The sequence below is a fragment of the Rhodococcus sp. LMD genome, from assembly GCF_056108245.1.
Genome location: NZ_CM148557.1, coordinates 5,088,810 through 5,110,745 on the forward strand (window position 1 = coordinate 5,088,810; position 21,936 = coordinate 5,110,745).

Below are 21,936 nucleotides of genomic sequence, written 5' to 3' on the forward strand. Positions count from 1 at the left end.
CGGGCGTGGTGCTACGCCCCGTCGGGCCGGGCCGACGGCGCCGGCGTCCCCGCCTGGGCATCCAGGAGCGCGTCGATGCTGCCGGGTCCCAGCCCGAGTTCCGCCAGAACCTCGCGGGTGTGCTGCCCGTGCTGGGGCGCCGGGCGCGCCCCGGTGTACGTCCCGTCCCAGCGCAACGGGGAACGCGCCGTCGGTACCGCACCGACACCGGGCTGTTCGACGCGTTCGATCACGGCATACTCGCGGGCGGCCACCTCGTCCATGGTCCGGTACGGCGCCCACAGCACCCGGCTGCCGGACAGTTCCTTCTCGATCTCGGCGAGCGTGCGCGCCGCGAACCACGGACGCAGGATCGCGGTGATCTCGTCCCGCGCGGCGTAGCGGTCGCCCTCGTCGGCGAATCGCAGCCCGCGATGCCGTTCGAGTGCCGCGAACACCTCGGCGGTGCCGGTGACCTCGACGAGCCCCCGCCACTGGGCGGCGGTGAGGCCGACGACCATGACGGCACGGCCGTCGGCGGTGGCGAAATCCGAGCCGTAGCTGCCGTACAGCGCGTTGCCCTGCCGCTCCCGGCCGGACCCGCGTTCCTCCGCCTCGGCCAGCCAGCCCATGCTCGCGACCGCGGACACCGCGACGTCCTCGAGGGCGAGTTCGAGGTAGGCGCCCTCGCCCGTGCGATCCCGCCGCCGCAGCGCGGCGACGATGCCCAGGGCCGCCTGCACCCCGGTGATCAGGTCCCAGGCCGGGAGCACGTGGTTCACCGGGACCGTCCCGTCGACGGGTCCGCTCATCAGGGGCAGGCCGACCGCGGCGTTGACGGTGTAGTCCACCGCGGGCGAGCCGTCGGCGTTGCCGGCGATGTGCAGGTGGATCAGGTCGGGCCGCCGTGCGGCGAGCACGTCGTGCGCGAGCCAGGGCGCGCGGGCCGCGTTCTCGAGCACGATGCCCGCCTCGGCGATCAGGTCGGTGACGACGGCGCGGCCGTCCTCGCTGCGCAGATCCACCGCGACGGACCGCTTCGCCTGGTTCAGGCCCGTCCAGTACAGGCTCGCCCCCGACCCCGCGAGGGGCCAGCGACCACCGTCGACCGCGCCACCGAGCGGGTCCACACGGATCACGTCCGCGCCGAGCTCGGCGAGGATGCGCCCGGCGGTCGGTCCGGCGACGAAGCTGGACAGGTCGACGACGCGCACCCCGTCGAGCGGGCGCGTCGTCATGCCACCCTCTCGAAGATCGCCGTCAACCCCTGCCCACCGCCGATGCACATCGTCTCGAGTCCGTACCGCGCTCCGCGGCGGTCGAGTTCGCGCAGCAGCGTGGCGAGGATGCGCACGCCGGTCGCCCCGACCGGGTGACCGAGCGAGATTCCCGAGCCGTTGACGTTGGTCCGCTCGAAATCGGCTGCCGTGAAGCCCCACTCGCGGGTCACCGCCAGCGCCTGCGCCGCGAACGCCTCGTTGAGTTCGATCAGGTCGATGTCGGCGAGCGTGAGACCGGCCCGCTTCAGGGCCTTCTCGGTCGAGGGCACCGGTCCGATGCCCATCTCGGCCGGTGCGACACCGGCCACCGCCCACGTGACCAGCCGGCCCAGCGGTCGCAGGCCGAGCCGCTCCGCATGGGCGCGGGTCGTGACGAGACACGCTGCGGCACCGTCGTTCTGACCGCTGGCGTTACCTGCGGTCACCGTCGCCTCCGGGTCCTGCGCCGCCATGATCGGCCGGAGCCTGGCGAGGGTGTCGACGGTGGTGTCGGCCCGCGGGTGCTCGTCCCGGTCCACGACCCGGTCGTCACCCTTGCGCTGGGGCACGGACACCGGCACGATCTCCTCCGCGAACACCCCCGAGTCGATCGCCGCCACCGCACGCCGGTGCGACTCGACCGCCAGCTCGTCCTGTTCGCGACGACCGATCCCGTACCTGCGGCGCAGATTCTCCGCGGTCTCGAGCATCCCGCCGGGCACGGGATGGTTGCGTCCGCCGGCGGTGACACGGCCACGGGCGAGCCGGTCGTGCAGCGCGGCCGGCGCGCCCTTGGCGCCCCACCGCATCGATTCGGTGTAGTACTCGGCACGGCTCATGGATTCGACGCCGCCGGCGATCACGACGTCGGCCACGCCCGTCTGCACGCGCATCGCGGCGTCGAGCACGGCCTGCAGCCCGGAGCCGCACCGCCGGTCGAGCTGCAGGCCCGGCACCGTCACCGGCAGGCCCGCGTCGAGCGCGACGACGCGGCCGATCGCGGGGGCCTCCCCGTTGGGGTAGCACTGGCCGAAGATCACGTCGTCCACCGACTCGGGGTCGATCCCGGTGCGGGACAGCAGTTCCGAGATCACCCCGGCGGCGAGGTCGGTGGCGGGCACGTCGACGAACACCCCGCCGTACCGCCCGACGGGCGTGCGCAGGGGTTCGCAGATCACCACGTCGTTGGCGGTCGCGTCAGTTGTGGTCATTTCGGAAATCCCTCTCCCGATCGGTCCAGTCCTGCGCCCACTCGCGCAGCTCCACGGCACGGATCTTGGTGCCGTTGCCGCCCACCGTCGTGGGCATCGCCTCGATGACGTGAATCGCCGTGGGCACCTTGAACGCGGCGAGTGTGTCGGCACACCAGGCCTTCAGCGATGCCGCATCGAAGTCGGCCGGGGCGTCGTCGGCGGGGACGACGAAGCCCACGGCCCGGGTGTAGCCGCCGTCGCCGGTGATGCCGACGACCTTGGCCGTCCGTACCCCGGGATGCTCGGCCAGCCGGTGCTCGATCTCGGCCGGGTCCACGAGAAATCCCCGCAGCCGCAGCACGTCTCCCATCCGGCACACGTAGGTGCAGCCGCCGTCGCCGGTCGCGACAGCGAGATCGCCGCTGCGGAACCAGCCGTCGGCGGTGAACGCGCGCGCCGCGGCGTCCGGGTTGCCGAGGTACGCGTCGACGACGTTGGGGCCGCGCAGTTGCAGCTCGCCCTGCTCGCCGTCCGGCAGCACCCGGTCGTCGAGCGGGTCGGCGATACGCACCCGGATCGCCGGATCGACCGGCCGGCCGCCGCCGTTCCAGCGCACCGACTCCGGGTCGGAGTCCGACCAGAGCAGGGTCAGCGCGAACACCTCGGACGAGCCGAACACCCCCGAGGTGTGGGCGGCGAACTCGTCGCGGGCCCAGCGGGCGATCTCGTGGGAACGGCCGAGGAAGTCGGCGATGCCGAGCCACTTCAGCGCGGACAGGTCGGCCCGCACCTCGCCGTGCCACGTGTCGTACAGGCGTCCGAACAGGTCGTCGCCGCCGACCACGTGCGTCACGTGCAGGTGCTCCATGCGGCGCAGCGTCGCCGCCGCGTCGAAGACCGGCTCCATGAGCAGCGTGGCGCCCCCGGCGAGGGCGGCCATCGCGGTGCTGTAGCCGAACACGCCGGACACCGGCAGCACGCACAGCGCGACGTCGCCGGGGGCGACCCGCATGATCGCGGCGTCCGCGCGGGCGTGCCGCACCACCGCGGAGTCCCGGTGCGCCGCGAGCTTCGGGGTGCCGGTGGAGCCGGAGGTGGTGAACGCGACGGCCAGCGGATCCGCCGGATCGTCCTCCGTCCCGGCCGGGGTGGGCACGGCGGTGTCCGGGGTGTCCGGGACGCGCACCCCGCGGGTGTCGCCGCTGCCCGCCCACCAGGAGCCCGCGCCGAGATCGAATCCGGTCGGATCGCCGGCGTCGGTGCCGGGGCCGCCCACGACGGCGACCGCGGGGGGCGGCACCGCCGCGGTGCCCGCCGCGTCGCGCAGGGCGCCGAACAGGTCGAGCCCGTGGAAGCCCGCCGCGACGGCCACGACCGCGGGCCGCGCGGCCGTGAGGATGTGGGCCACCTCCCCGGTGTTGTAGCGGGTGTTGACCCCGATGACGTGGGCGCCGAGCGCGGCGGCCGCGAACTGCCAGACGAGCGCGTCGGACCAGTTGGGGAGCAGGACGGCGACGCACCGGCCGCGCTCGACGCCGACGGCCTCGAGTTCGGTCCGCAGCGCCTGCGCGCGGCGGCGAAGCTCGGCCCGAGTGCAGGCCAGCAGCCGGCCGTCGGCGACGTCGTAGGTGACCACGGCGTCCGGATCGGCGGCGACGAGGTCGTCGAGGAAGGCGGCGAGCCCCGCGGTGGTCGTGGCGGTCACGACAGCACCTCCGTGGTGGCGGCACGTAGCTCGGTGAGCCAGGCGTCGGCGAGCGCGGCGAAGTCGTCGACCTCCTCCATCGGGTAGTGGCCGATGCCGTCGAGCCGGGTGAACCGTGCGCGGCCGGGCGAGATCTCGTTGATCCGGTCGGCGAGGTCCGCGACGGCGTCCGGCTCGAGCCACGGGTCGTCCGAGCCGACGACGAGGTGCAGGGGGCAGGTCAACTGCGACAGCCGGTCGCGGACGTCGTGGGTGCCCCAGCCGATGAGGTCGGACGAGGAGATCTCCGGGTCCTCCCGCTTGTGCATGAGGGCGATCCGGTGCGCCGTCGCGACGGGTACCGAACGCCCGACGGAGGCGAGGGTGCCGAGGTAGGTCCGTTCGGCGCGCGACGGCCCGGCGACGTCCTCGAGTTCGCGCCGCAGACCGGCGACGTTGACCCGGCCCGGAGCGGCCTCGGCCTCCATCGCGACGGCGCCGGCGAGCGGCCGCTCGGGCCGGGTGGCGAGCTCGAGGGTCAGCTTGCCCCCGATGGAGCAGCCGAGCACGTACGGCCGGTGCACGTCGAGCGCGTCGAGCAGCGCGCCGAGCCAGTCGCCGTAGGTGGTGAGGCTGGTGACCGGTCCGGCCGGGGCCGGCTCGGAGCGGCCGTGGCCGGGCAGGTCGGGCACGAGGACGCGGTAGCCGCGGACGGCGAGGTCGCGGGCGACGTGCCGCCACTGCACTCCGCTCTGGCCGGCGGTGTGCAGGCACAGCACGGTGGGCAGCGTGTCGGCGGCGGGAGTCCCTTCGGGCGTGACGATCTCGACGAACCCGAGGGCTCCGTCGATGTCCAGGTAGCGGGCCTCGATCATGAGCGGGCCTTTCTCGCGACGGCACGGGCGTGGCCGATGATCAGGTTCAGCGGCTTGGTGAGCCGGAGGTACTCGTATCCGTCTCCGGTGGCGGAGAATTCGCCACCGATCGCGCGGCGCATGAAGTCGTCGCGCGCACCGAGGACCAGGTCGACCCACAGGTGGTCGGGTGCGACGAACGTGAAGGTGGCACCGTGCGGGGTGCGGCGGGTGACGTCGACGATGCGGCCACGGTAGATCCGCAGGTGCACCTCGCGGTCGCCGCTGCGCAGGCCGACGGTGCCGTCCCAGGTGGCCAGCGACGAGGCGAAGGCCGGATCGTCGGCGAGGCTGCCGCGCAACAACTCTCCCCACGCAGGGGTGCAGAAGTCGAGCTCGGTGGCGGTCGCGGCCGGCGAGTCGAGCTGCCAGGTCTCGGTCCCCTCCTCGCGGACGGCGCCGGTGGCGTCGAGCACACGGACGAACCGCTCGGCGGTGGCGCCCTCGACGCGGGTGACGACGGCCTCCGACCGGATCCGGTCCACCGCCGTGACCGGCGCGATCGCCGTCCAGCGCAGACGTGTGCGGTGCGCGGCCGGCACGCGCGGGGTGAGCAGCTCGGCGGCCACGGTTCCGAGGGCGAACGTTCCTGTGGGGAGGACGATTCCGGACTCGGAAAGCAGCTCGGAGGTCATCCGGACGGGAGCGGCGGTACGATCGCCGACGCGGACGGTGGGCGATGCGGTCACGGTGGTGCTCATGCGGTTTCCGGCCTTCCGAGCAGCTCGTCGGAGATGATGCGCATCTGGATCTCGCTGGTGCCTTCGAAGATCTTCGTCAGGCGGGCGTCGCGCCAGTGTCGTTCGACCTGGAAGTCGGTGGTGTAGCCGGCGCCGCCGTGGATCTGCACCGCCTCGCTGGTGACCTGCTCGGCCATCTCGGTGGCGACGAGCTTGCACATCGACGCCTCGAGCGAGCAGCGGCGTCCGGTGTCGATGTCGGTGGCGACGGAGTACATGAGCTGGCGGGCCGCCTCGATGTCGGCCGCCATCTTCGCGATCTTGAACCGCAGGTGCTGGAAGTCGCCGATGGGCCGGCCGAACTGACGCCGGGTGTGCACGTAGGCGATCGAGTCCTCGAGGGCCGCGCGGGCGAGGCCGATCGCGCGGGCGGCGGTGTGGGCGCGGCCGACCTCGAGCCCGGAGACGGCGAGGTAGAAGCCCTTTCCTTCCTCGCCGAGCATCTTGTCGGCGGGGATGCGGAAGTTGTCGAACGACAGTTCCCAGGTACTCCAGCCGAAGTAACCGATCTTGCGGACCTTGGTGCCCGAGATCCCCTCCGGGAAGACGCCGCGCTGCTTCTCGACGAGGAACGCGCTGATTCCCCGGTGCGGCTTGGCCGGATCCCTGTGCGGATCGGTGCGGGCGAACAGCACCAGGTAGTCGGCCTCGTCGGCGTAGGTGCACCACATCTTCGTGCCGTTGACGACCCATTCGTCGCCGTCGCGGACGGCCCGGCAGGAGATGTTGGCGACGTCGGAGCCGGCCTCCGCCTCGGACAGCGCGTACGCGCCGAGGTATTCGCCGCGGGCCACCTTCGGGAGCAGGGCTGCCTCCTGCGCGGGGGTGAAGCCGCCGCCCATGCCGTTACCGCGGGCGAGCAGCCCCGATACGCTCATCCAGGCCCGGGACAGTTCCTCGGCGACCAGGCAGTACTCGAACACGCCGAGGCCGAGGCCGCCGTGCTCCTCGGGGATCATGATGCCGAAGAACCCGATCTCGGCCATCTCCTTTTTCAGCGAGTCGGGGATGGTGCCCTGGACGGGGTCGAGTTCGTTGGCGACGGGCAGCACCTTCGTCATGGCGAAGTCGCGGGCGAGGTCGCGGATGGCGAGGCGCTCTTCGGTGAGGTACCGCGGGGTGTCGGTGCGCGGCTGCGACGGCCGGTGGGTCATTGGGGACTCCCTCGATGAACCAGAATCTGGTCATTAACGCTTGTTCACCCAGTAGAGCACGACGCCGACCACGCGTCAACGGCCGGTTCAGGACGGGCGGTAGCCGAGCAGGTTGAGGGCGTACCGGCCGTAGTCGCCGGCCACCTCGGTGGCGCTCAGCGGCCCGTCGGGCCGGAACCACAGCGGGATCCCGGCGCACATCGTCAGCACGGCGGTCACCGCCTGATGCACGTGCGGAACCTCGAAGACGCCCAGCTCGACACCCTTTTCCGCGATGTCGACGAACAGCTGCTCCTGGGCGTCGCGCGAGCCCACGACCCGCTTGCGGTCCACCTCGCCCAAGTACCGCAGCTCGGTGTTCGCCACCAGGCACTCGCGCGGGTTGCGGGCGGTGAACAGCGCATGCGCCACCACTGCGGTCCGCCACTGCTCGGCGGGATCGGGGCCGGCCTTGCGCAGGGCGGTACGCGTGGCGGTGAACTGCTCGTCGCTGGCCGCGCGGAGGATCTCGACGAGCAGCTCCGACTTGTTCTCGAAGTGGTTGTAGACGTTCGCGGCGCTGCAACCAGCACGGTTGGCGATCGTGCGCATCGTGGCGCCGTGGAAACCGGCCGCGAAGAACTCGTCGAGCGCCGCGTCGAGGATCCGTTCGCGGACGCCCACCAGGGCCGTGCCCGATCGAGTGTTCATGAGGTGCAGGGTAGAGGTCCGGGTCGCGACCAGCAAGAAGGCCGTCTTGACGTGTCCATTGCGCTCCGTTTATGGTCCACCTCATATGAACATGCGTTAACCACCTCGTCGAAGGACGCACTGTGACCACCCTCCCCGATCTCACGCTCGCCGAGCGGATCGCCCGCCTCGAGGACCTCGAGGCGATCCGTTCGCTCGACGCCCGCTACTGCCGCCATCTCGACGACGGCGACTGGGACGCCCTGATGGACCTGTTCACCGACGACGGCGAGTTCGACGGCCTGTCCCGTCCCCGCGGCAAGGCCGAGATGCGCGAGTTCTTCGCCGGCCTCGCCGCCGGCGGACTGACGACGTTCTGGCACTTCATCACGAACATGGAGATCGACCTCGACCGCGACCGCGCCACCGTGCGGTCGTTCCTGTGGCAGCCCTGCGTCACCGACGGCGCCCCCGCGATCGCCGCCGGCCGCTACACCGACGAGGTCGTCAAGGTCGACGGCCGCTGGCGCTACCGGGTCAAACAGGTCCGCTTCCACTTCTTCGGCCCGCTCGAACAGGGCTGGGACGAGAACCTGTTCGCGCTCGAGACGGCGCGGCGCGCGGCGGTGCGACCGTGACCGAACTGCGCACGCAACCGACCTGGAGCGCGATGCTCGCCCTGCCCGAGGTCGTCGAACTGCGCCGCCGTCGGCGCACCGTGACCAACTCCCTCGGCGGCCTCGCGATCGTCCTCTTCGCGTCCTTCCTCGTCGGCTTCGCCTACTTCCCCGGCTTCCTCGGCGAGACCGAACTGCTCGGCGTGCCCCTCTCGCTGTGGGTCGTGTTCTCCCAGTTCGCCGGGACGTGGGTGCTCGTCTACGCCTACTTCCGGCTCACCCGCACCTACATCCAGCCCGCCGCCGACGCCGCCGTCGCGGCCGTCCTCGAGAACCAGGAGCGTGCGGCATGACCGGCGACGCCGACTACCTCGCCATCGCGATCTGCGCGGCGGTGATCTCGCTGACCCTGTGGGTCACGTTCGCCGTGTCCCGGCGGGCCCGCAGCGCCGACGGGTTCTTCGCCGCCGGCCGCTCGATCTCGAGCTGGCAGAACGGTTTCGCGATCGCCGGTGAATTCATCTCGGCCGGAAGCTTTCTCGGCACCACCGGCCTGATCTTCTACAAGGGCGTCGACGGTGCGGTCATCCTCTGCACCTCGGTGGTCTCGTTCCTGCCCGTGCTGTTCCTGCTCGCGGAGAAGATGCGCAACGTGGGCAAGTACACCCTCGCCGATGTGCTCGTGTTCCGCACCGAGGCACGCAGTGTGCGAATCGTCGTGGCACTGAGCACCATCGCCACCGGCACCTTCGTGTTGCTCGCGCAACTCGTCGCGGCCGGGGTGCTGCTCGAGTCGGTCTCCGGCATCCCGTTCTGGCTGTCCGTCATCGTCGCCGGCACCCTCATGGGCATCTACGTCTTCGTCGGCGGCATGCTCGCCACCACGTGGGTGCAGGTCATCAAGTCCACGATCCTGTCGGTCCTCGCCGTCGCGGTCGGCCTGGGCATCCTCGCGCAGTTCGGGTTCAGCTTCCCGAAGGTCCTCGACACCGCGACCGACCACGCGGTCGCGGGCGAAGCCGTCCTGTCCCCCGGCCTGATCTTCGGGCAGACCAGCGCGCTGAACCTCGTGTCGTACTCGCTGGCGTTCGCGCTCGGCACCGCGGGCATGGCGCACATCCTGATCCGCTTCTTCACCGTCCCCGAGGCGAGCACCGCCCGGCGCTCGCTGGGCTGGACCGTCGCGCTGTGCAGCATGTTCTACCTCATCGTCATCGTCATGGGCTTCGGCGCCGCCGCCCTGCTGGGCGACGAGGGCGCCGATCGGGTCGGCGCCGGGGGCAACCTCGCGGCGCCCGTGCTCGTCACCGAACTCGGTGGCGGCGTGGGCACGATCGGCGGCTCGATCGCCCTCGCGATGGTCGCGGCGGTCGCCTTCGCGAGCATCGTCGCCGTCGTCGCCGGCGTGGTGATCTCCGCCGCGGGCACCTTCGCCCGCGACATCTGGCCGGCGCTGACCCGCACGCCGCCGGTGGACGAACTCGACGTCGCGGCGCGCACACGCGAGGAGAACGCGCAGGCCCGCGTCGCCCGGTTCGGTGCCGTCGCATTCAGCGTCGTCGCAATAGTGCTGACCATGCTGATCGGTGACGACACCAACATCACCTACTTCATGGGCATGGCGTTCATGGTGGCCGGCAGCGCCCACCTGCCGTCGCTGGTGCTCAGCCTGAACTGGCGGCGCTTCAACAGCACCGGCGCCGTGTGGGGAATCCTCACCGGCCTGATCTCGACCGTCGTCAGTCTCATGTTCACCGAGGCGCTGTGGCTCGGCAGCGGACCGGCCCCCCTGACGATCCAGCTGCCGGTGATCGTCACCATGCCGCTCGGCCTGGCCGCGTGCGTCGTCGGCTCACTCGTGGCCGAGAATCGGCGCGGACGCTCCGCACACGAGGACGAGAAGTTCGCGGAGATGCTCGTGCGCGCCGAGACCGGCATCGGGGCGGAGGTCGCGACCGCCCACTGACGACGGGGCGGAGGTCGCGACCGCCCACTGACGACGGGGCGGAGGTCACGACCGCCCATTGACGACGGGGCGGAGGTCACGACCGCCCATTGACGACGACGGGCACCCGCACCCGGGCGATGCGAGTGCGGGTGCCCGTCATGTCAGGGCAGGTCGAACAGCGTCGGATGGTCCTGCTGCGCCTGCTCCGCGAGCACCGCGCCGTGTCTCTCGCACATCTCGCGGGCGATGTGCTCGGGGCACGCGAGTTCGCGACCGATCTGTTCCCAGTCCCACCCGGACGCGTGCAGTTCCCAGGCGACGCGGCCGTCTTCGTCCCAGAGTGCCGACATGGGCCGATACTGCTCCCGGAAACCGCGAGCACCAAGGACATCCGACCGCGTGTCGCCGATCGCCGCGATTCGGCGGCGACCTCGCGCCCGAAAGTGCTTCCTGCGCGCGTCCTCACGCGCGCATCGAGCACCGCGGCGCGCGGCGCAGCGACGACTCGGCTACTCGAAGGTCATCCCCGCGTCGGCGCCCTGCTGCCTGGTGGTGTTCGCGCCGTCGAGGGATTCGCGGATGATGTCGGCGTGGCCGCTGTGGTGGGCGGTCTCCCGGATGATGTGCAGCAGCACCTTCCGGGCGCTCCACCACTGCCGCTCCGGGGCCCACGGCGCGGTCGGCAGCGGCACCGGCAGGTCGAGGTCCTCGAGGCCGGCGACGAACGCCTCCGTCTCCTTCGCGATCGCCTCGTACCGTTCGAGCAGTCCGGCGACCGTGTCGTCGTCGCGCATGAAGTACTGCTCCATCGCGGACTCCATGTCGAACTCGGCGGTGTCGTCGAGTGTGCGGATGGTGTCGATCCAGTGCTGCTCGGTGGTCGCGACGTGCCTGAGCAGCCCACCGAGGGTCAGCTCGCTGACGGTGCTGCGGGTGCGGGCCTGCTCGTCGTCGAGGTCGCGGAGGGTGATCAGGAACGTCTTCCGCTGTTCGGCCAGGATGTCGAGGATGTCGGCGCGTTCTCCGGTCGGCTCGGTCATCTCGTTTTCCGCCCTTCGTGAGATCGATTCTCCTGCTACGACGACGGTAGGCGGGAATGCGGACGAGTTCGGTCCTCGATCGGAAGTCAGGTGGCGAAGAAGACCGCGCCGGTCACCGGGACGAGGGTCAGGAACAGGACCGACAGGACGAACAGCGTGATCGTCAGCTTCCGGTTCCATCCGCCGCGGGTTCCGCTCGCGGCGAGCACGAAGAGCACGAATCCGATGCAGATGGACACGATGCCCACGATCACAGGTGTCTCGATCATCTGCTCATCATCGCGGAGGGCCGCACCCGGCGCCGACGGGGGCGGCGCCGGGGACGGCGACGTCCCCGACGCCGGCCGCGCTCAGCTCGGGCAGTGGATGGTCACGTGGCCGCATCTGACGGACGGGCTCGCAGTGGCGGCGTTCGCGGCGCCTGTGGTACCGACGACGACGGCGAACAAGGTCGCGACGACCGCGACGGTGGTGCGGATCCGGGTCTTCATGGCGGTCTCCTGACGATGGTGCGGGACGGGGTTCGCCCATCGTCGGCCGCCGTCCGGAGCCGCGACAGGCACCCTGTGGTGCCGATGGGGCCACCCCGGATCGCCTGCGGAGCGCAGGACCACCCCGAGGCGGATCATGAAGCCATGACGACCGCCCCTTCCGCGACGACCGTCGCGACCATCGCCGAGGCCGCCGAGCGCACCGGTCTGACCACCCACACCCTCCGCTATTACGAGCGCGACGGCCTCATGCTGCGCGAGATCGGCCGCTCCTCCTCCGGCTACCGGCTCTACACCGAGGACGACCTCTCCTGGGTGGTGTTGCTGACCCGGCTGCGGGCGACGGGCATGCCGATCCGCGAGATCCGCGAGTACGCGGCCCTCTGCCGGGCCGGCAGCGGCAACGAACAGGACCGCCTCGCGCTGCTCCGCGCGCACCGGGCGCGGGTGCTCACCCAGCTCGACGAGGTGACCGAGCACCTCGCCGCGATCGACGGCAAGATCGACATCTACCTCTCCCGGACGAGCGGCCTCGACGACGGACCGTGCGAGAGCGCTCGCGCTTGACTTCGAGCGCACTCGAAGGTCTTGACTCGACGCCATGACCACGAACAACACCTCTCGGCCCCCACTCGGCACCCGCACGCTCGGCACCGCGTCGCCGCTGACGGTCTCGGCGATGGGGCTCGGATGCATGGGCATGTCCGAGTTCTACGGCACCGGGGACGAGGCCGATGCCGTCGCCACCATTCACCGGGCCCTCGAACTCGGCGTGACGTTGCTCGACACCGCCGACATGTACGGCCCGTTCACCAACGAGAAGCTCGTCGGCCGCGCCGTCGCGGATCGCCGCGACCGCGTGGTCCTCGCGACCAAGTTCGGCAACGAGCGCGCCGAGGACGGCACCCGCCTCGGCGTCAACGGCCGGCCCGAGTACGTCCGCACGGCCTGCGACGCGTCGCTCCGCCGCCTCGGCGTCGACCACATCGATCTCTACTACCAGCACCGTGTGGACAGGACCGTGCCGATCGAGGACACCGTCGGCGCGATGGCCGAACTGGTGCAGGCCGGGAAGGTCCGCCATCTGGGTCTGTCGGAGGCATCCGCGGAGACGATCCGCCGGGCCCACGCCGTCCACCCGATCACCGCGTTGCAGACCGAGTATTCGCTGTTCACCCGCGACATCGAGGACGAGATCCTGCCGACTCTGCGTGACCTCGGCATCGGGCTCGTGCCGTATTCGCCGCTCGGGCGCGGCATCCTGACGGGCGCGATCACGGCACCGTCCGATCTCGAGAGCTCGGATTCTCGCCGCACCGCCTATTTCCCGCGATTCCAGGGTGCGGCGCTGGAGGCGAACCTGGCGCTCGTGGCCGCCGTCCGCCGCCTGGCCCGGTCCGAGAACTGCACCCCTGGTCAGCTGGCACTGGCATGGGTCCTCGCTCAGGGTGACGACGTGGTCCCCATCCCCGGGACGAAGCGGGTGCGTTTCCTCGAGGAGAACATCGCGGCCGTGGACGTGTCGCTCACCGCGGAGGTGCTGGGCGCGATCGAGTCGGCGGTGCCCCGGGAGGCGGTCGCCGGGGCGCGCTACGGGGACATGTCCAGCATCGACGCGTGAGCGACGCGTCGCCCGCCGGGGACGGGCGACGCCCACGCCGATCCTCCGTGCAAGCGATTACATCCACCCTTGACAAAGCGATGTAACCGCTTGCACAGTGGGGGGACCCCACCCCGGAGGAGGACCCATGGCGACGCTTCGCGAGGTCGCGGCGCGCGCCGGCGTCTCGACCGCCACGGTCTCCCGTGTGTTCTCCCGGCCGGAAGCGGTCAGTCCCGACACCCGCGCGAAGGTGTTCGCCGCGGCAGAGGCACTGTCCTTCACCCCGAATCCCACCGCCCGCTCGCTCGCCCTCGGCCGCACCCACAACCTGGGCTTCCTCGTCCCCGACATCCGCAATCCCGTGTTCGGTCCCGCCGTCGAAACCGCGCAGGACCGGGCGCGCAAGCGCGGCTACTCCCTCTTCGTCGCGGCGGGCGAAGGACGGTCCGCCGACGAACTCGACCTCGTCCGGGCGATCGCCCGGCAGGTCGACGGACTGGTGCTCATCGCCCCCCGCATGTCCGACGCCGACCTCGAGGATCTCGCACGGGTCACCCCCGTCGTGCTGGTCAACCACACCTGCGGGCAGCTGCCCGCCGTGTTGCTGACCTCCGACGACGGCATGTCCCAGGCGGTGGACCACCTCGCCGACGCCGGGCACACCGCCGTCACATACCTCGGCGGTCCCGACTACTGGCTCGCCCAGCGGCGGCGCCTGACCGCCTTCACCACGGCCTGCGCCGCCCGGGGCATCACCGGCACGGTGCTCGGCCCCCTCGAGCCCGACTTCGTCGCCGCGGGCCGGAACGCGGCCGACGAACTGGTCGACGCCGGCACGACGGCCGTCGTCGCGTACAACGATCAGGCCGCCGTCGGCCTCATGCAGGGCTTCGCCGAGCACGGACTGCGCGCGGGCCGCGACTACTCGGTCGTCGGATTCGACGACTCGTGGTTCTGCGAGATGACCTCGCCGCCGCTGACCACCGTGCATCTGGCATTCGACGAGGCCGGTGTGGCGGCCATCGATCTGCTGTGCGACGTACTCGACGGAAAGACCACACCGGACGCCGGACCCGTGGAACTCGGCACCCACCTCGTCGTGCGTTCGAGCACCGTGACCGCCGGCCTGCCCGTCGGCTGACAGACCGTTTCGGGGCACTGCCTCGGAATTCGAAGAAAACGAAGGAGATTCGTTCATGACCTCGGTGCTCGTACTCAACGGCCCCAACCTCAATCTGCTCGGCACCCGCGAGCCCGGTGTGTACGGCGCGCAGACCCTCGAGGACGTGGAGACCCTGTGCCGCAACGTCGGCAAGGAACTCGGCGTCGACATCGACTTCCGGCAGTCCAACCACGAAGGCGTCCTGATCGATGCGCTCCACGACGCGGGCGCCGCGGTCGCCCGCGGGGAATCCCTGGGCGTGGTGTTCAACGCGGGTGCCTACACGCACACCTCGGTGGCCCTGCACGATGCGATCAAGGGCGCGCACGTGCCGCTCATCGAAGTGCACATCTCCAACGTCCATGCCCGCGAGGAGTTCCGCCACCACTCCTACATCTCCCCGGTCGCCTCCGGGATCATCGTCGGCCTCGGCGTCGCCGGCTACGAATGGGCGCTGCGCGCACTCGTCGCCCAGCGCACGACGCAGGCGTAACCGGCGCCGTCACCGACCCCCTCGCGCGCGTGACCCGCAGCGAGCCGTCCGAACCGATACCGCCGGGGCGAACCCGCCCCGGCGTACCGGTCCCCGATTCCGCGGTCGCCCGCACAGGCGGCCGTCGTGGAGGAGCCCGACCATGACCCATCCCCGTCCTGGAACCAAGCGCGCCAAGGCAATTGCCACGGTGTGCCTGTCCGGCACCCTCGAGGACAAGCTCGTCGCCGCCGCCCACGCCGGCTTCGACGGCATCGAACTGTTCGAACCCGACCTGCTCGGCTCCCCGCTCACGCCCGCGGGAGTGCGCGAGCGCTGCGCCGAGCTCGGGTTGAGCATCCCGCTGTATCAGCCCTTCCGCGACTTCGAGGCCGTCCCGGCCGAGATCCACGCCCGCAACATGCGCCGCGCGCGGCACAAGTTCGACGTGATGGAACAACTCGGCACCGACCTCGTGCTGGTGTGCTCGTCGGTCTCGCCGCACACCGTCGACGACGTCGACCTCGCCGCCGCGCAGCTGCGGGAACTGGCGGATGCGGCGGCGCAGCGCGGTTTGCGGATCGCCTTCGAGGCCCTGGCGTGGGGCCGCCACGTGAACACCTGGCAACGCTCGTGGGAGATCGTGCGCCGGACCGACCATCCGGCCCTCGGCCTGTGTCTCGACAGCTTCCACATCTTCTCCCGCACCAAGGACGTCGCCGGCATCGCGGACATCCCGGGCGAGAAGATCTTCTTCCTGCAACTCTCCGACGCACCGGAGATGGACATGAACGTCCTGCAGTGGAGTCGCCACTACCGGGTGTTCCCGGGCGAGGGCGAGTTCGATCTCGCCGGGCTCGTCGGGCACGTCCTCGCGGCCGGTTACACCGGTCCGCTCTCGCTCGAGGTGTTCAACGACGTGTTCCGCCAGTCGGCGCCGGTGCCGACGGCGACCGACGCGATGCGCTCGCTGCTCGATCTGGAACTGCGTCTCGACGGTGACCCCGACCCGGTGCAGGTGCGTGGGCACGCGTTCACGGAGATCAGCACCCCGCCCACCGCCGCGGAGCCGGTCCGTGCGGCTCTCGCCTCGCTCGGCTTCACCCACTCGGGCCGGCATCACAGCAAGCCGGTGGAGCTGTGGGAGCAGGGGGACGCGCGGGTGCTGGTGAACACCTCGAACCCCGCCCACAGCGCGGCCGAGGGCGCGGCCGTCACGGCTCTGGGGATCGAGGTCGCGGACGTCGGCGCCGTCACCCGGCACGCCCACGAGCTGCTGGCACCGCAGCTGGCACGGGTCGTCGGCCCCGGAGAGGCACCGCTGTCCGCGGTGGTCTCCCCGGACGGCACCGCCCTGTTCCTGTCGTCCGGAGACTACGGTACCGCCGATTGGCGCAACGACTTCCGTCCCACCGGTACGACGCCGTCGACGGCGGTGGGCGTGCGGTGCACCGAGTACGTCGAGCTGACCCAGGCCTACGACCGCTTCGACGAGGCCACGCTGTTCTACCGCTCGGTGCTGGGCCTGACCGACGCCGAGTCCGCCGAATACGCGGGGCCGTTCGGCCTGGTGCGCAGCCGCGTCCTCGCCGCGGACGGCTTCGAGGTCGGCCTGGTCGCCCCCGTCCTCCGGCGCGGGGAATGGGCGCCGGGCGTGCGGCACCCCCAGCACATCGCGTTCGGCGTCGACGATGCAGTGGAATCTGCCCGCGCCCTGCGCGATTCGGGAGCGCCGGTGCTCGAGATCCCCCGCAACTACTACGACGATCTGGATGCGCGCCTGGCCCCGGATCCGGAACTACTTGCCGCCCTTCGGGAATACAACGTGCTCTACGACCGGGACGAGGACGGCGGCGAGCTGTTCCAGGTGTTCACCAAGGTCGTCAGCGCCCGGGTGTTCTTCGAACTGGTGCAGCGGCGCGGCGGCTACCGGGGTCACGGCACCGTCAACGCCCCGATCCGCATGGCCGCGCATGCGGCCGCGCGACGCTGACCGCCGCTACCGGGCCTCACCCACCGCCTGCGCGAGTGCCGCGAGGGTCTGGGCACCCGTGTAGCGCGGCTGCCAGCCGAGCTGCGTCCGGGCCTTCGTCGTGTCCATCACGACGGACGTGCGGCCGGTGTGGATCCACTCGATCATCGAGGGCATGAACGGCAGCCGCGCCACCACGGCCGACGCCGCCGTCGCGACCGCGGCGGGGACGCGGATCGGCTGGGCGCCGAGCGCGGTCGCCACCTCCGACAGCGACACCACCCCCTCCCCGGCGATGTTGTACGCGCCGGGCGGCCCGTCGGACGTCACCGCCGCGACCACGGCGCTCGCCACGTCGTCGTGGTGCACGAGCTGGAGCGGATGGCCGGGGTCGGGGAACACCGGGCGCGGCAGGGGCAGGGCACCGACGGCGTGGCGGACGGTCTCGGGCACGTGCTCGGCGAGCTGCCGCCACGGCATGGCGTCGGCCAGGGCGGTCGCGTTCGGTCCCGCGACGATGCACGGCCGCAGCACGAACACCTCGAGATCCGATCCGCGGGTGACCTCGCCGAGGACGCGCTCGAGTTCGGCCTTCTGTTCGGAGTAGTAGTGCTCGTGCGAGCCGCGGGTGGGCACGTCCTCCGAGAGCGGGGTCGGATTGTCGGGGTGATAGCCGTACGCGGCGACGGACGAGGTGTACACGAGGCGTCGCGGCCGGGCCGCGGCGACCGTGGCTTCGAAGACGTTGCGGGTGCCCGCGATGTTGATCCGGTGACTCTCGGTGCGCGAACCCATGATGACGAACGCCAAATGCACGACGACGTCGGCCTCCGCGACGAGGGCGTCGACGGCGCTGCGGTCGAGGATGTCACCCTGCCGGTACTCGGTCTTGGTCCACCCGTGTGCGGCCGGGTCGAACGGGCTTCGTGCCATGCCGAGGATCCGGTCGATGCGCGGATCCTGTTCGAGGGCCGCGACGGCGGCTCTGCCGATCTCGCCGGTAGGTCCGGTGACCGCAACTGTCGTGCCCATGAGAATCCCCTCGCTCGTGCCGTCGTCCGTGCGACCCGTACCGCGTTCCCGGGCCGGTCGAGGAGCAAACCTCCGGTCCGGCGCCTGCCATTAGACTCTCCGCGACCGTGGACAGGGGGCGAATCGTGGACGACGGTGGATCGACGCAGATCGGCGACGGGGTGTGGGCGTTCGTGCGGGCGCCGGGCGGCTGGGGCGAGGCGAACACCGGGCTCGTCGTCGATGCGGGCACGGCGTCACTGGTGGTGGACACCGCGTGGGACACCCGTCTGGCGCGCCGGATCGCGGAGGCGCAGCAGCCGCTGGTGGCGCGGGCACCGATCACCGAGGCCGTCAATACCCACTCGGACGGCGACCACTGGTGGGGCAACGACACGCTGCCGGCGGCGACCCGCATCACGACCAGTGCGGCCGCGCTGCGCGGCATGCGCGAGGATCTGCCGCCGGCCGCGGTGACGGCGCTGGCGACGGCGGGCCGGTGGCTGGGCGCGGTGCCCGGCCGGGTCGGCGCCGCGGCCGCCTACATGCGCCGGATTCCGGGCGGCGCCCACCTGCCGTGGCGGTCGCCCCGGCTGCCAGACCACACCTTCGACACCGGTCTGCGGCTCGAGGTGGGACAACGTCCGGTGGCGTTGGAACGGCTCGGGCCGTGCCACACCGCCGGGGACGCGATCGTGCACGTGCCGGACGCCGGCGTGGTCTTCGCCGGCGATCTGCTGTTCGTCGGCTCGACCCCGATTCTGTGGCACGGGCCGCTCGAGAACTGGATTGCCGCGATGGATCGGCTGCTGGCGCTGGACGCCGACGCCTACGTGCCGGGCCACGGACCGTTGTGCGGACCGGACGAGATCCGCGAACTGCGCGCCTACTGGGTGTGGCTCGAGCAGGCCGGCCGGGAACAGCACGCGCGCGGCGCCGGGCCGCTCGAGGCGGCCCGGCGGCTGGTACGCGATCCCGAATTCGTCCGGTGGGGCGACTGGATCCACCCGGAGCGGATCGTCCTGAGTCTGAGCACGCTGTTCCACGGGTGGGGCGGGCATCCCCCGGCGCCGCCCACCGTCGCGCGACGGGCCGGGGCGTTCGCCGACGCCGAGACGCTGCTACGCGAGTCGTCCGTCACGCGGTGACGGGCACGCTGACAGGTCGAACCGAGCGACGAGCCCTCTCTCGTGCTCATTCGAGATCGGGAGCAACCGGTTCGCCCAGAGGCGCGGGCTTGGGCGCTGCCGGCACCCATCCCCTCAGTGGCTGGACGACACCGGCGTAGAACGCATCGGTGGACGACGTCACGCTGGTGATGAACCCGGCGGCGGTTCCCGACCGTCGGCCTCCCATGGGAAAGCTCTGCTGAAGGGTGAAACTGACGATCCGGCCGTCCCTCCCTTCGGTCAGGATCTTGGAATCCGCACGGACGGCGTCGAGATGTTCACAGGTCTCGTTGCCGCGCTCGGAGAACACTGCTTCCACCTGGACATCACCCGGTGCGTCCTTCAGCTGTTTCAGCAACCAGGCCAGGCGACGTGCCGAAGTGCCCTCGTCAGGAGCGTCGATGGTGGTCCGGCACCGAATGCGGTTGGTTCGGAGATCGGCTACTACTACGAGATCGCCGGCCGTTTCCGGAATACGGAGAAGAGCTTCGAGAGTGCCCTCGGACGCCAGCTTCTCTGCGAAGTAGGCGTTCCGCGCACTCGGGTCGTTGCCGTACCGACGAGGCAGAACATGTTTGACAGTCACGCCCAATTCAGCGGTCAACCGGAGTGACAGATGCCGTGCCAGAGACACCCAGGTATCCGCCACCGCTGCGGCCTTCTTGTCACCCGCACGCAAAGTTCCTGAAGCCACGGCATCCCGGACCCCTACCCAATGGCGACCCATGTCGACGAATTCGGCCGCACCGGATCGAGGGTGGTCCAGGTAGCGGAGGAACTCGCCGAGAACCCACGTCTGCAGTGCATCGTCGATACCCCCGTGGGACAAGAGCATGCGAGCTTCGTGCGCTACCTCGGACCAGGACAGATGCCGCAGCGCCACCTTGGCGAGTTTGCGGCGGTCGACCTCGACCGGAAGCTCGCCTGCACTGGCAGGGATGTCGTTCGACAGACTGACGACAACGTCGTACTTGTTCTTCCGCGCGACGTCGAGATAGTTCTCCAACTGGTCCCGTCGGAGTTTGCCGTTCCCCGTCTTGACCTCCAGTAGCGCTGTCCAGAGTTTGGCGCCACGCGACACCTTCAGCACGGCGTCGGGAATCACCTTCGACTCGCCCTGGGCGTACTGCACTTCGCAGTAACCCTCGAACGCGCCTGCCGGCGCCCCGACTCGGGAGCAGATGGCACGGGCAAAAGGACGTACCGCCTGCATAGTCGCCACAAGCGCGGACGTTGCCCTGCGTTCCTGCTCTTCGCCTCCGCCTACTCCGGCTACGGAGAAGAGTCGCGCGGGCTGCCACGCGTCGTGCTCTGCGAGCTTTAACTCGATCGGCTTCGCTTTCGCGGCAGCTCGCCTGGCGGTTCGTACCCCGCGCCGCTTCGTCGCAGGCGCGGCAGGTGTGACGGTACGGTCCTCGACGACATCCGCGACCGGAGCAGTCGGTGCGACCCCGCCGTCGACGAGAGTGGATTCAGGCACTGTGACGGAGGAACCGGAGTCGTGCGCCGGTTCCTCCGGTTCCTCGTCGATGTCGACGCCGAAATCCGTGGCGAGCGCGGCCAGACCGGAATCCCATCCCTGTCCGACTGCACGTACCTTCCATTCTCCGTTGCGTCGATAGATCTCCCCGAAAACGAAGGCGGCTTCGCTGGTCGCATCTGCCGTCATGTACTCCGCCACCGGACGACCCGAAGGGTCGACCACTCGCAGGGTGAGCTTCCCCAGGTCTCCGAAGCTCCCGGTACCGACACTTCCGGCGAGCGCCACGGTGTGTACGTCGGCGGGCACGTCCGAGAGAACTACAGCGATCCGTGCCTGCACTCCCTCCTCGGTTGTACTCGTGCCGAGGAACCGTACGGACCCGTCAGCGGACTCCGGCTGGTTGTAGAAGACGAAGTCCTCGTCCGAGCGCACCTTTCCTTCGGACCCGAGCAACAGCGCCGAAGCATCGACCTCGACCTCCGATTCGGCCCACCCGACGACCACGTCGATCTGCGACAGTTCACTCGGCAGAGCGATGTTCTGTCCCTTGGACAGAATCGGAGATGTCACGGCAAGCTCCCTGAGTCGTCGGTGTCGGTCTACACGAAGGCGTGGCCCCCTGAAGGGATCGCTGCCGGCCCGATATTCGTTGCAACCAAGTGCCGCCCTCGGTCGACAGCGCTACTTGCGGCCCGGCGCCCAGTTCATGCCCCAGCCGTAGGCACGATCGAGGTCGGACTGGCTGCCGTCGACGTATTCGACGAGCCGCGAGACGCTGATCTCGCGGCCGGTGTTCTGCAGCATCGCAATGGCACAGATCCGTGCACCGTTGTTCGGCGAGTCGAGGCGCACCTCGATCTGCGGCCCGGAGGGCGGGGTCAGGGTGACGACGCCGTCTACTGCCGCCCAGTTCGGGGCGCCCTCGTAGATCATCGCGAAAATCAGGATCCGGCGGAATCGTTCGGGTTGTCCCAGGTCGATGCGCATGGTCTCACCGGCGGAGACGGCGCCGGTGCGGTCGTCGCCGTCCAGCGCGATGAACGGAGGTTTCTGCAGCGCACCGAAGCTGTTGCCGAGGGCCTGGACGACACCCTTCGAGCCGTCGGCGAGCTCGTAGAGACAGCCGAGGTCGAGGTCGACGCCGCGGCCCGCTGCGCCGCCGGTGAGCTTGGCGAGGAATCCCTTCTTCGGTGGGGTCGGAGATCCGGTCTGTGACCAGTTCAGGTTCACCAGGGTGATCCCGCTTCCGGACTTGGCGAGATCGACCGTCGGGGCTGCCTTGGTGAGACTGATCTTGCTCGGGTCGACTCCGCCCGTGCTGTCGCCGGGGTTCTTCGGGGGCCGGGTGTAATCGATTGCCATGGGTGGAACCTTTC

Annotated in this window: 23 protein-coding genes; 10 read left to right on the top strand and 13 right to left on the bottom strand. The window is 70.5% G+C overall.

The window, feature by feature from the left end; genetic code table 11:
• Positions 1-11 precede the first annotated feature (11 nt).
• The 7 genes from ACWPQI_RS23335 to ACWPQI_RS23365 form a co-directional block, all read right to left on the bottom strand.
• Positions 12-1,217 carry a CoA transferase gene (locus ACWPQI_RS23335; RefSeq protein ID WP_017680092.1) on the bottom strand — a complete coding sequence of 402 codons (1,206 nt, stop codon included), beginning with the start codon at positions 1,215-1,217 and terminating at the stop codon, positions 12-14.
• Positions 1,214-2,449 carry an acetyl-CoA C-acetyltransferase gene (locus tag ACWPQI_RS23340; RefSeq protein WP_040269889.1) on the bottom strand — a complete coding sequence of 412 codons (1,236 nt, stop codon included), beginning with the start codon at positions 2,447-2,449 and terminating at the stop codon, positions 1,214-1,216. The genes ACWPQI_RS23335 and ACWPQI_RS23340 overlap by 4 nt, the downstream gene beginning before the upstream one ends.
• Complete coding sequence (locus ACWPQI_RS23345) at positions 2,436-4,136, bottom strand: AMP-binding protein (RefSeq protein ID WP_040269891.1); 1,701 nt, start codon at positions 4,134-4,136, stop codon at positions 2,436-2,438. The genes ACWPQI_RS23340 and ACWPQI_RS23345 overlap by 14 nt, the downstream gene beginning before the upstream one ends.
• A complete protein-coding gene (locus ACWPQI_RS23350) occupies positions 4,133-4,990 on the bottom strand; it encodes an alpha/beta fold hydrolase (protein ID WP_040269896.1) in 858 nt (285 codons plus the stop codon). Before ACWPQI_RS23350 ends, ACWPQI_RS23345 begins: the two co-directional genes overlap by 4 nt.
• Positions 4,987-5,730 (bottom strand): hypothetical protein, encoded by a 744-nt coding sequence (locus ACWPQI_RS23355; RefSeq protein WP_017680096.1) that lies wholly within the window; start codon positions 5,728-5,730, stop codon positions 4,987-4,989. The genes ACWPQI_RS23350 and ACWPQI_RS23355 overlap by 4 nt, the downstream gene beginning before the upstream one ends.
• Positions 5,727-6,923: an acyl-CoA dehydrogenase family protein gene (locus ACWPQI_RS23360; RefSeq protein ID WP_010594083.1), complete on the bottom strand. Its 1,197-nt coding sequence runs from the start codon at positions 6,921-6,923 to the stop codon at positions 5,727-5,729. The genes ACWPQI_RS23355 and ACWPQI_RS23360 overlap by 4 nt, the downstream gene beginning before the upstream one ends.
• An 87-nt stretch (positions 6,924-7,010) precedes the next feature.
• Positions 7,011-7,613 carry a TetR/AcrR family transcriptional regulator gene (locus ACWPQI_RS23365; protein ID WP_026137610.1) on the bottom strand — a complete coding sequence of 201 codons (603 nt, stop codon included), beginning with the start codon at positions 7,611-7,613 and terminating at the stop codon, positions 7,011-7,013.
• Between the two features lie 122 nt (positions 7,614-7,735).
• Here ACWPQI_RS23365 and ACWPQI_RS23370 point away from each other — a divergent pair, with 122 nt between their 5' ends.
• The 3 genes from ACWPQI_RS23370 to ACWPQI_RS23380 are packed head-to-tail and all read left to right on the top strand — an operon-like array spanning position 7,736 to position 10,175.
• Entirely contained in the window at positions 7,736-8,230 is a 495-nt protein-coding gene (locus ACWPQI_RS23370) for a nuclear transport factor 2 family protein (protein WP_017680098.1), read from the top strand.
• Entirely contained in the window at positions 8,227-8,562 is a 336-nt protein-coding gene (locus ACWPQI_RS23375; RefSeq protein ID WP_017680099.1) for a DUF485 domain-containing protein, read from the top strand. Before ACWPQI_RS23370 ends, ACWPQI_RS23375 begins: the two co-directional genes overlap by 4 nt.
• Positions 8,559-10,175, top strand: a complete 1,617-nt coding sequence (locus ACWPQI_RS23380) for a solute symporter family protein (RefSeq protein ID WP_017680100.1) — start codon at positions 8,559-8,561, stop codon at positions 10,173-10,175. Before ACWPQI_RS23375 ends, ACWPQI_RS23380 begins: the two co-directional genes overlap by 4 nt.
• Positions 10,176-10,318: 143 nt before the next feature.
• On the opposite strand, the gene ACWPQI_RS23385 is transcribed toward ACWPQI_RS23380, so the two are convergent.
• The 3 genes from ACWPQI_RS23385 to ACWPQI_RS23395 all read right to left on the bottom strand — a co-directional run bounded on the left by ACWPQI_RS23385 (position 10,319) and on the right by ACWPQI_RS23395 (position 11,466).
• Positions 10,319-10,507, bottom strand: coding sequence for a hypothetical protein (locus ACWPQI_RS23385; protein WP_003938775.1), 189 nt, complete (start codon positions 10,505-10,507; stop codon positions 10,319-10,321).
• Between the two features lie 159 nt (positions 10,508-10,666).
• Entirely contained in the window at positions 10,667-11,197 is a 531-nt protein-coding gene (locus tag ACWPQI_RS23390; RefSeq protein ID WP_010594088.1) for a DinB family protein, read from the bottom strand.
• 86 nt (positions 11,198-11,283) lie between these two features.
• Positions 11,284-11,466 carry a hypothetical protein gene (locus ACWPQI_RS23395; protein ID WP_003938777.1) on the bottom strand — a complete coding sequence of 61 codons (183 nt, stop codon included), beginning with the start codon at positions 11,464-11,466 and terminating at the stop codon, positions 11,284-11,286.
• Between ACWPQI_RS23395 and ACWPQI_RS23400 the strand changes: the two genes are divergently transcribed.
• The 6 genes from ACWPQI_RS23400 to ACWPQI_RS23425 all read left to right on the top strand — a co-directional run bounded on the left by ACWPQI_RS23400 (position 11,438) and on the right by ACWPQI_RS23425 (position 16,918).
• On the top strand, positions 11,438-11,701 hold the full coding sequence (locus ACWPQI_RS23400; protein ID WP_304563239.1) for a hypothetical protein: 264 nt from the start codon (positions 11,438-11,440) through the stop codon (positions 11,699-11,701). The genes ACWPQI_RS23395 and ACWPQI_RS23400 overlap by 29 nt on opposite strands.
• A 131-nt stretch (positions 11,702-11,832) precedes the next feature.
• Complete coding sequence (locus ACWPQI_RS23405) at positions 11,833-12,255, top strand: MerR family transcriptional regulator (protein ID WP_017680104.1); 423 nt, start codon at positions 11,833-11,835, stop codon at positions 12,253-12,255.
• Positions 12,256-12,367: 112 nt separating this feature from the next.
• The gene (locus ACWPQI_RS23410) at positions 12,368-13,309 is read left to right on the top strand and encodes an aldo/keto reductase (RefSeq protein ID WP_235593874.1); all 942 of its coding nucleotides are present in this window, start codon (positions 12,368-12,370) and stop codon (positions 13,307-13,309) included.
• Positions 13,310-13,436: 127 nt separating this feature from the next.
• On the top strand, positions 13,437-14,432 hold the full coding sequence (locus ACWPQI_RS23415) for a LacI family DNA-binding transcriptional regulator (RefSeq protein WP_308072098.1): 996 nt from the start codon (positions 13,437-13,439) through the stop codon (positions 14,430-14,432).
• Positions 14,433-14,487: 55 nt separating this feature from the next.
• Entirely contained in the window at positions 14,488-14,946 is a 459-nt protein-coding gene (aroQ, locus tag ACWPQI_RS23420) for a type II 3-dehydroquinate dehydratase (RefSeq protein ID WP_003938779.1), read from the top strand.
• Between the two features lie 142 nt (positions 14,947-15,088).
• On the top strand, positions 15,089-16,918 hold the full coding sequence (locus tag ACWPQI_RS23425) for a TIM barrel protein (protein WP_474738522.1): 1,830 nt from the start codon (positions 15,089-15,091) through the stop codon (positions 16,916-16,918).
• A gap of 6 nt (positions 16,919-16,924) precedes the next feature.
• Here the strand turns inward: ACWPQI_RS23425 and ACWPQI_RS23430 are convergent, their stop codons facing one another.
• Positions 16,925-17,929, bottom strand: a complete 1,005-nt coding sequence (locus tag ACWPQI_RS23430; RefSeq protein WP_064065633.1) for an NAD-dependent epimerase/dehydratase family protein — start codon at positions 17,927-17,929, stop codon at positions 16,925-16,927.
• Positions 17,930-18,054: 125 nt separating this feature from the next.
• Here ACWPQI_RS23430 and ACWPQI_RS23435 point away from each other — a divergent pair, with 125 nt between their 5' ends.
• A complete protein-coding gene (locus ACWPQI_RS23435) occupies positions 18,055-19,056 on the top strand; it encodes an MBL fold metallo-hydrolase (RefSeq protein WP_064065632.1) in 1,002 nt (333 codons plus the stop codon).
• 46 nt (positions 19,057-19,102) lie between these two features.
• Here ACWPQI_RS23435 and ACWPQI_RS23440 read toward each other — a convergent pair whose 3' ends face one another.
• Positions 19,103-21,130, bottom strand: a complete 2,028-nt coding sequence (locus ACWPQI_RS23440; protein ID WP_474738523.1) for a TerD family protein — start codon at positions 21,128-21,130, stop codon at positions 19,103-19,105.
• Between the two features lie 111 nt (positions 21,131-21,241).
• Positions 21,242-21,922, bottom strand: coding sequence for a TerD family protein (locus ACWPQI_RS23445; RefSeq protein ID WP_010594096.1), 681 nt, complete (start codon positions 21,920-21,922; stop codon positions 21,242-21,244).
• Between the last annotated feature and the right edge of the window lie 14 nt (positions 21,923-21,936).

Excerpts from the sequence above, each read along its gene's own strand:
- aroQ (WP_003938779.1), top strand. The coding sequence starts at position 14,488 with ATGACCTCGGTGCTCGTACTCAACGGCCCCAACCTCAATCTGCTCGGC.
- ACWPQI_RS23380 (WP_017680100.1), top strand. The coding sequence starts at position 8,559 with ATGACCGGCGACGCCGACTACCTCGCCATCGCGATCTGCGCGGCGGTG.
- ACWPQI_RS23365 (WP_026137610.1), bottom strand. The coding sequence starts at position 7,613 with ATGAACACTCGATCGGGCACGGCCCTGGTGGGCGTCCGCGAACGGATC.
- ACWPQI_RS23360 (WP_010594083.1), bottom strand. The coding sequence starts at position 6,923 with ATGACCCACCGGCCGTCGCAGCCGCGCACCGACACCCCGCGGTACCTC.
- ACWPQI_RS23410 (WP_235593874.1), top strand. The coding sequence starts at position 12,368 with ATGGGGCTCGGATGCATGGGCATGTCCGAGTTCTACGGCACCGGGGAC.
- ACWPQI_RS23355 (WP_017680096.1), bottom strand. The coding sequence starts at position 5,730 with ATGAGCACCACCGTGACCGCATCGCCCACCGTCCGCGTCGGCGATCGT.
- ACWPQI_RS23425 (WP_474738522.1), top strand. The coding sequence starts at position 15,089 with ATGACCCATCCCCGTCCTGGAACCAAGCGCGCCAAGGCAATTGCCACG.
- ACWPQI_RS23350 (WP_040269896.1), bottom strand. The coding sequence starts at position 4,990 with ATGATCGAGGCCCGCTACCTGGACATCGACGGAGCCCTCGGGTTCGTC.
- ACWPQI_RS23395 (WP_003938777.1), bottom strand. The coding sequence starts at position 11,466 with ATGATCGAGACACCTGTGATCGTGGGCATCGTGTCCATCTGCATCGGA.
- ACWPQI_RS23340 (WP_040269889.1), bottom strand. The coding sequence starts at position 2,449 with ATGACCACAACTGACGCGACCGCCAACGACGTGGTGATCTGCGAACCC.
- ACWPQI_RS23390 (WP_010594088.1), bottom strand. The coding sequence starts at position 11,197 with ATGACCGAGCCGACCGGAGAACGCGCCGACATCCTCGACATCCTGGCC.
- ACWPQI_RS23385 (WP_003938775.1), bottom strand. The coding sequence starts at position 10,507 with ATGTCGGCACTCTGGGACGAAGACGGCCGCGTCGCCTGGGAACTGCAC.
- ACWPQI_RS23445 (WP_010594096.1), bottom strand. The coding sequence starts at position 21,922 with ATGGCAATCGATTACACCCGGCCCCCGAAGAACCCCGGCGACAGCACG.
- ACWPQI_RS23430 (WP_064065633.1), bottom strand. The coding sequence starts at position 17,929 with ATGGGCACGACAGTTGCGGTCACCGGACCTACCGGCGAGATCGGCAGA.
- ACWPQI_RS23400 (WP_304563239.1), top strand. The coding sequence starts at position 11,438 with ATGCCCACGATCACAGGTGTCTCGATCATCTGCTCATCATCGCGGAGG.
- ACWPQI_RS23335 (WP_017680092.1), bottom strand. The coding sequence starts at position 1,217 with ATGACGACGCGCCCGCTCGACGGGGTGCGCGTCGTCGACCTGTCCAGC.
- ACWPQI_RS23415 (WP_308072098.1), top strand. The coding sequence starts at position 13,437 with ATGGCGACGCTTCGCGAGGTCGCGGCGCGCGCCGGCGTCTCGACCGCC.
- ACWPQI_RS23405 (WP_017680104.1), top strand. The coding sequence starts at position 11,833 with ATGACGACCGCCCCTTCCGCGACGACCGTCGCGACCATCGCCGAGGCC.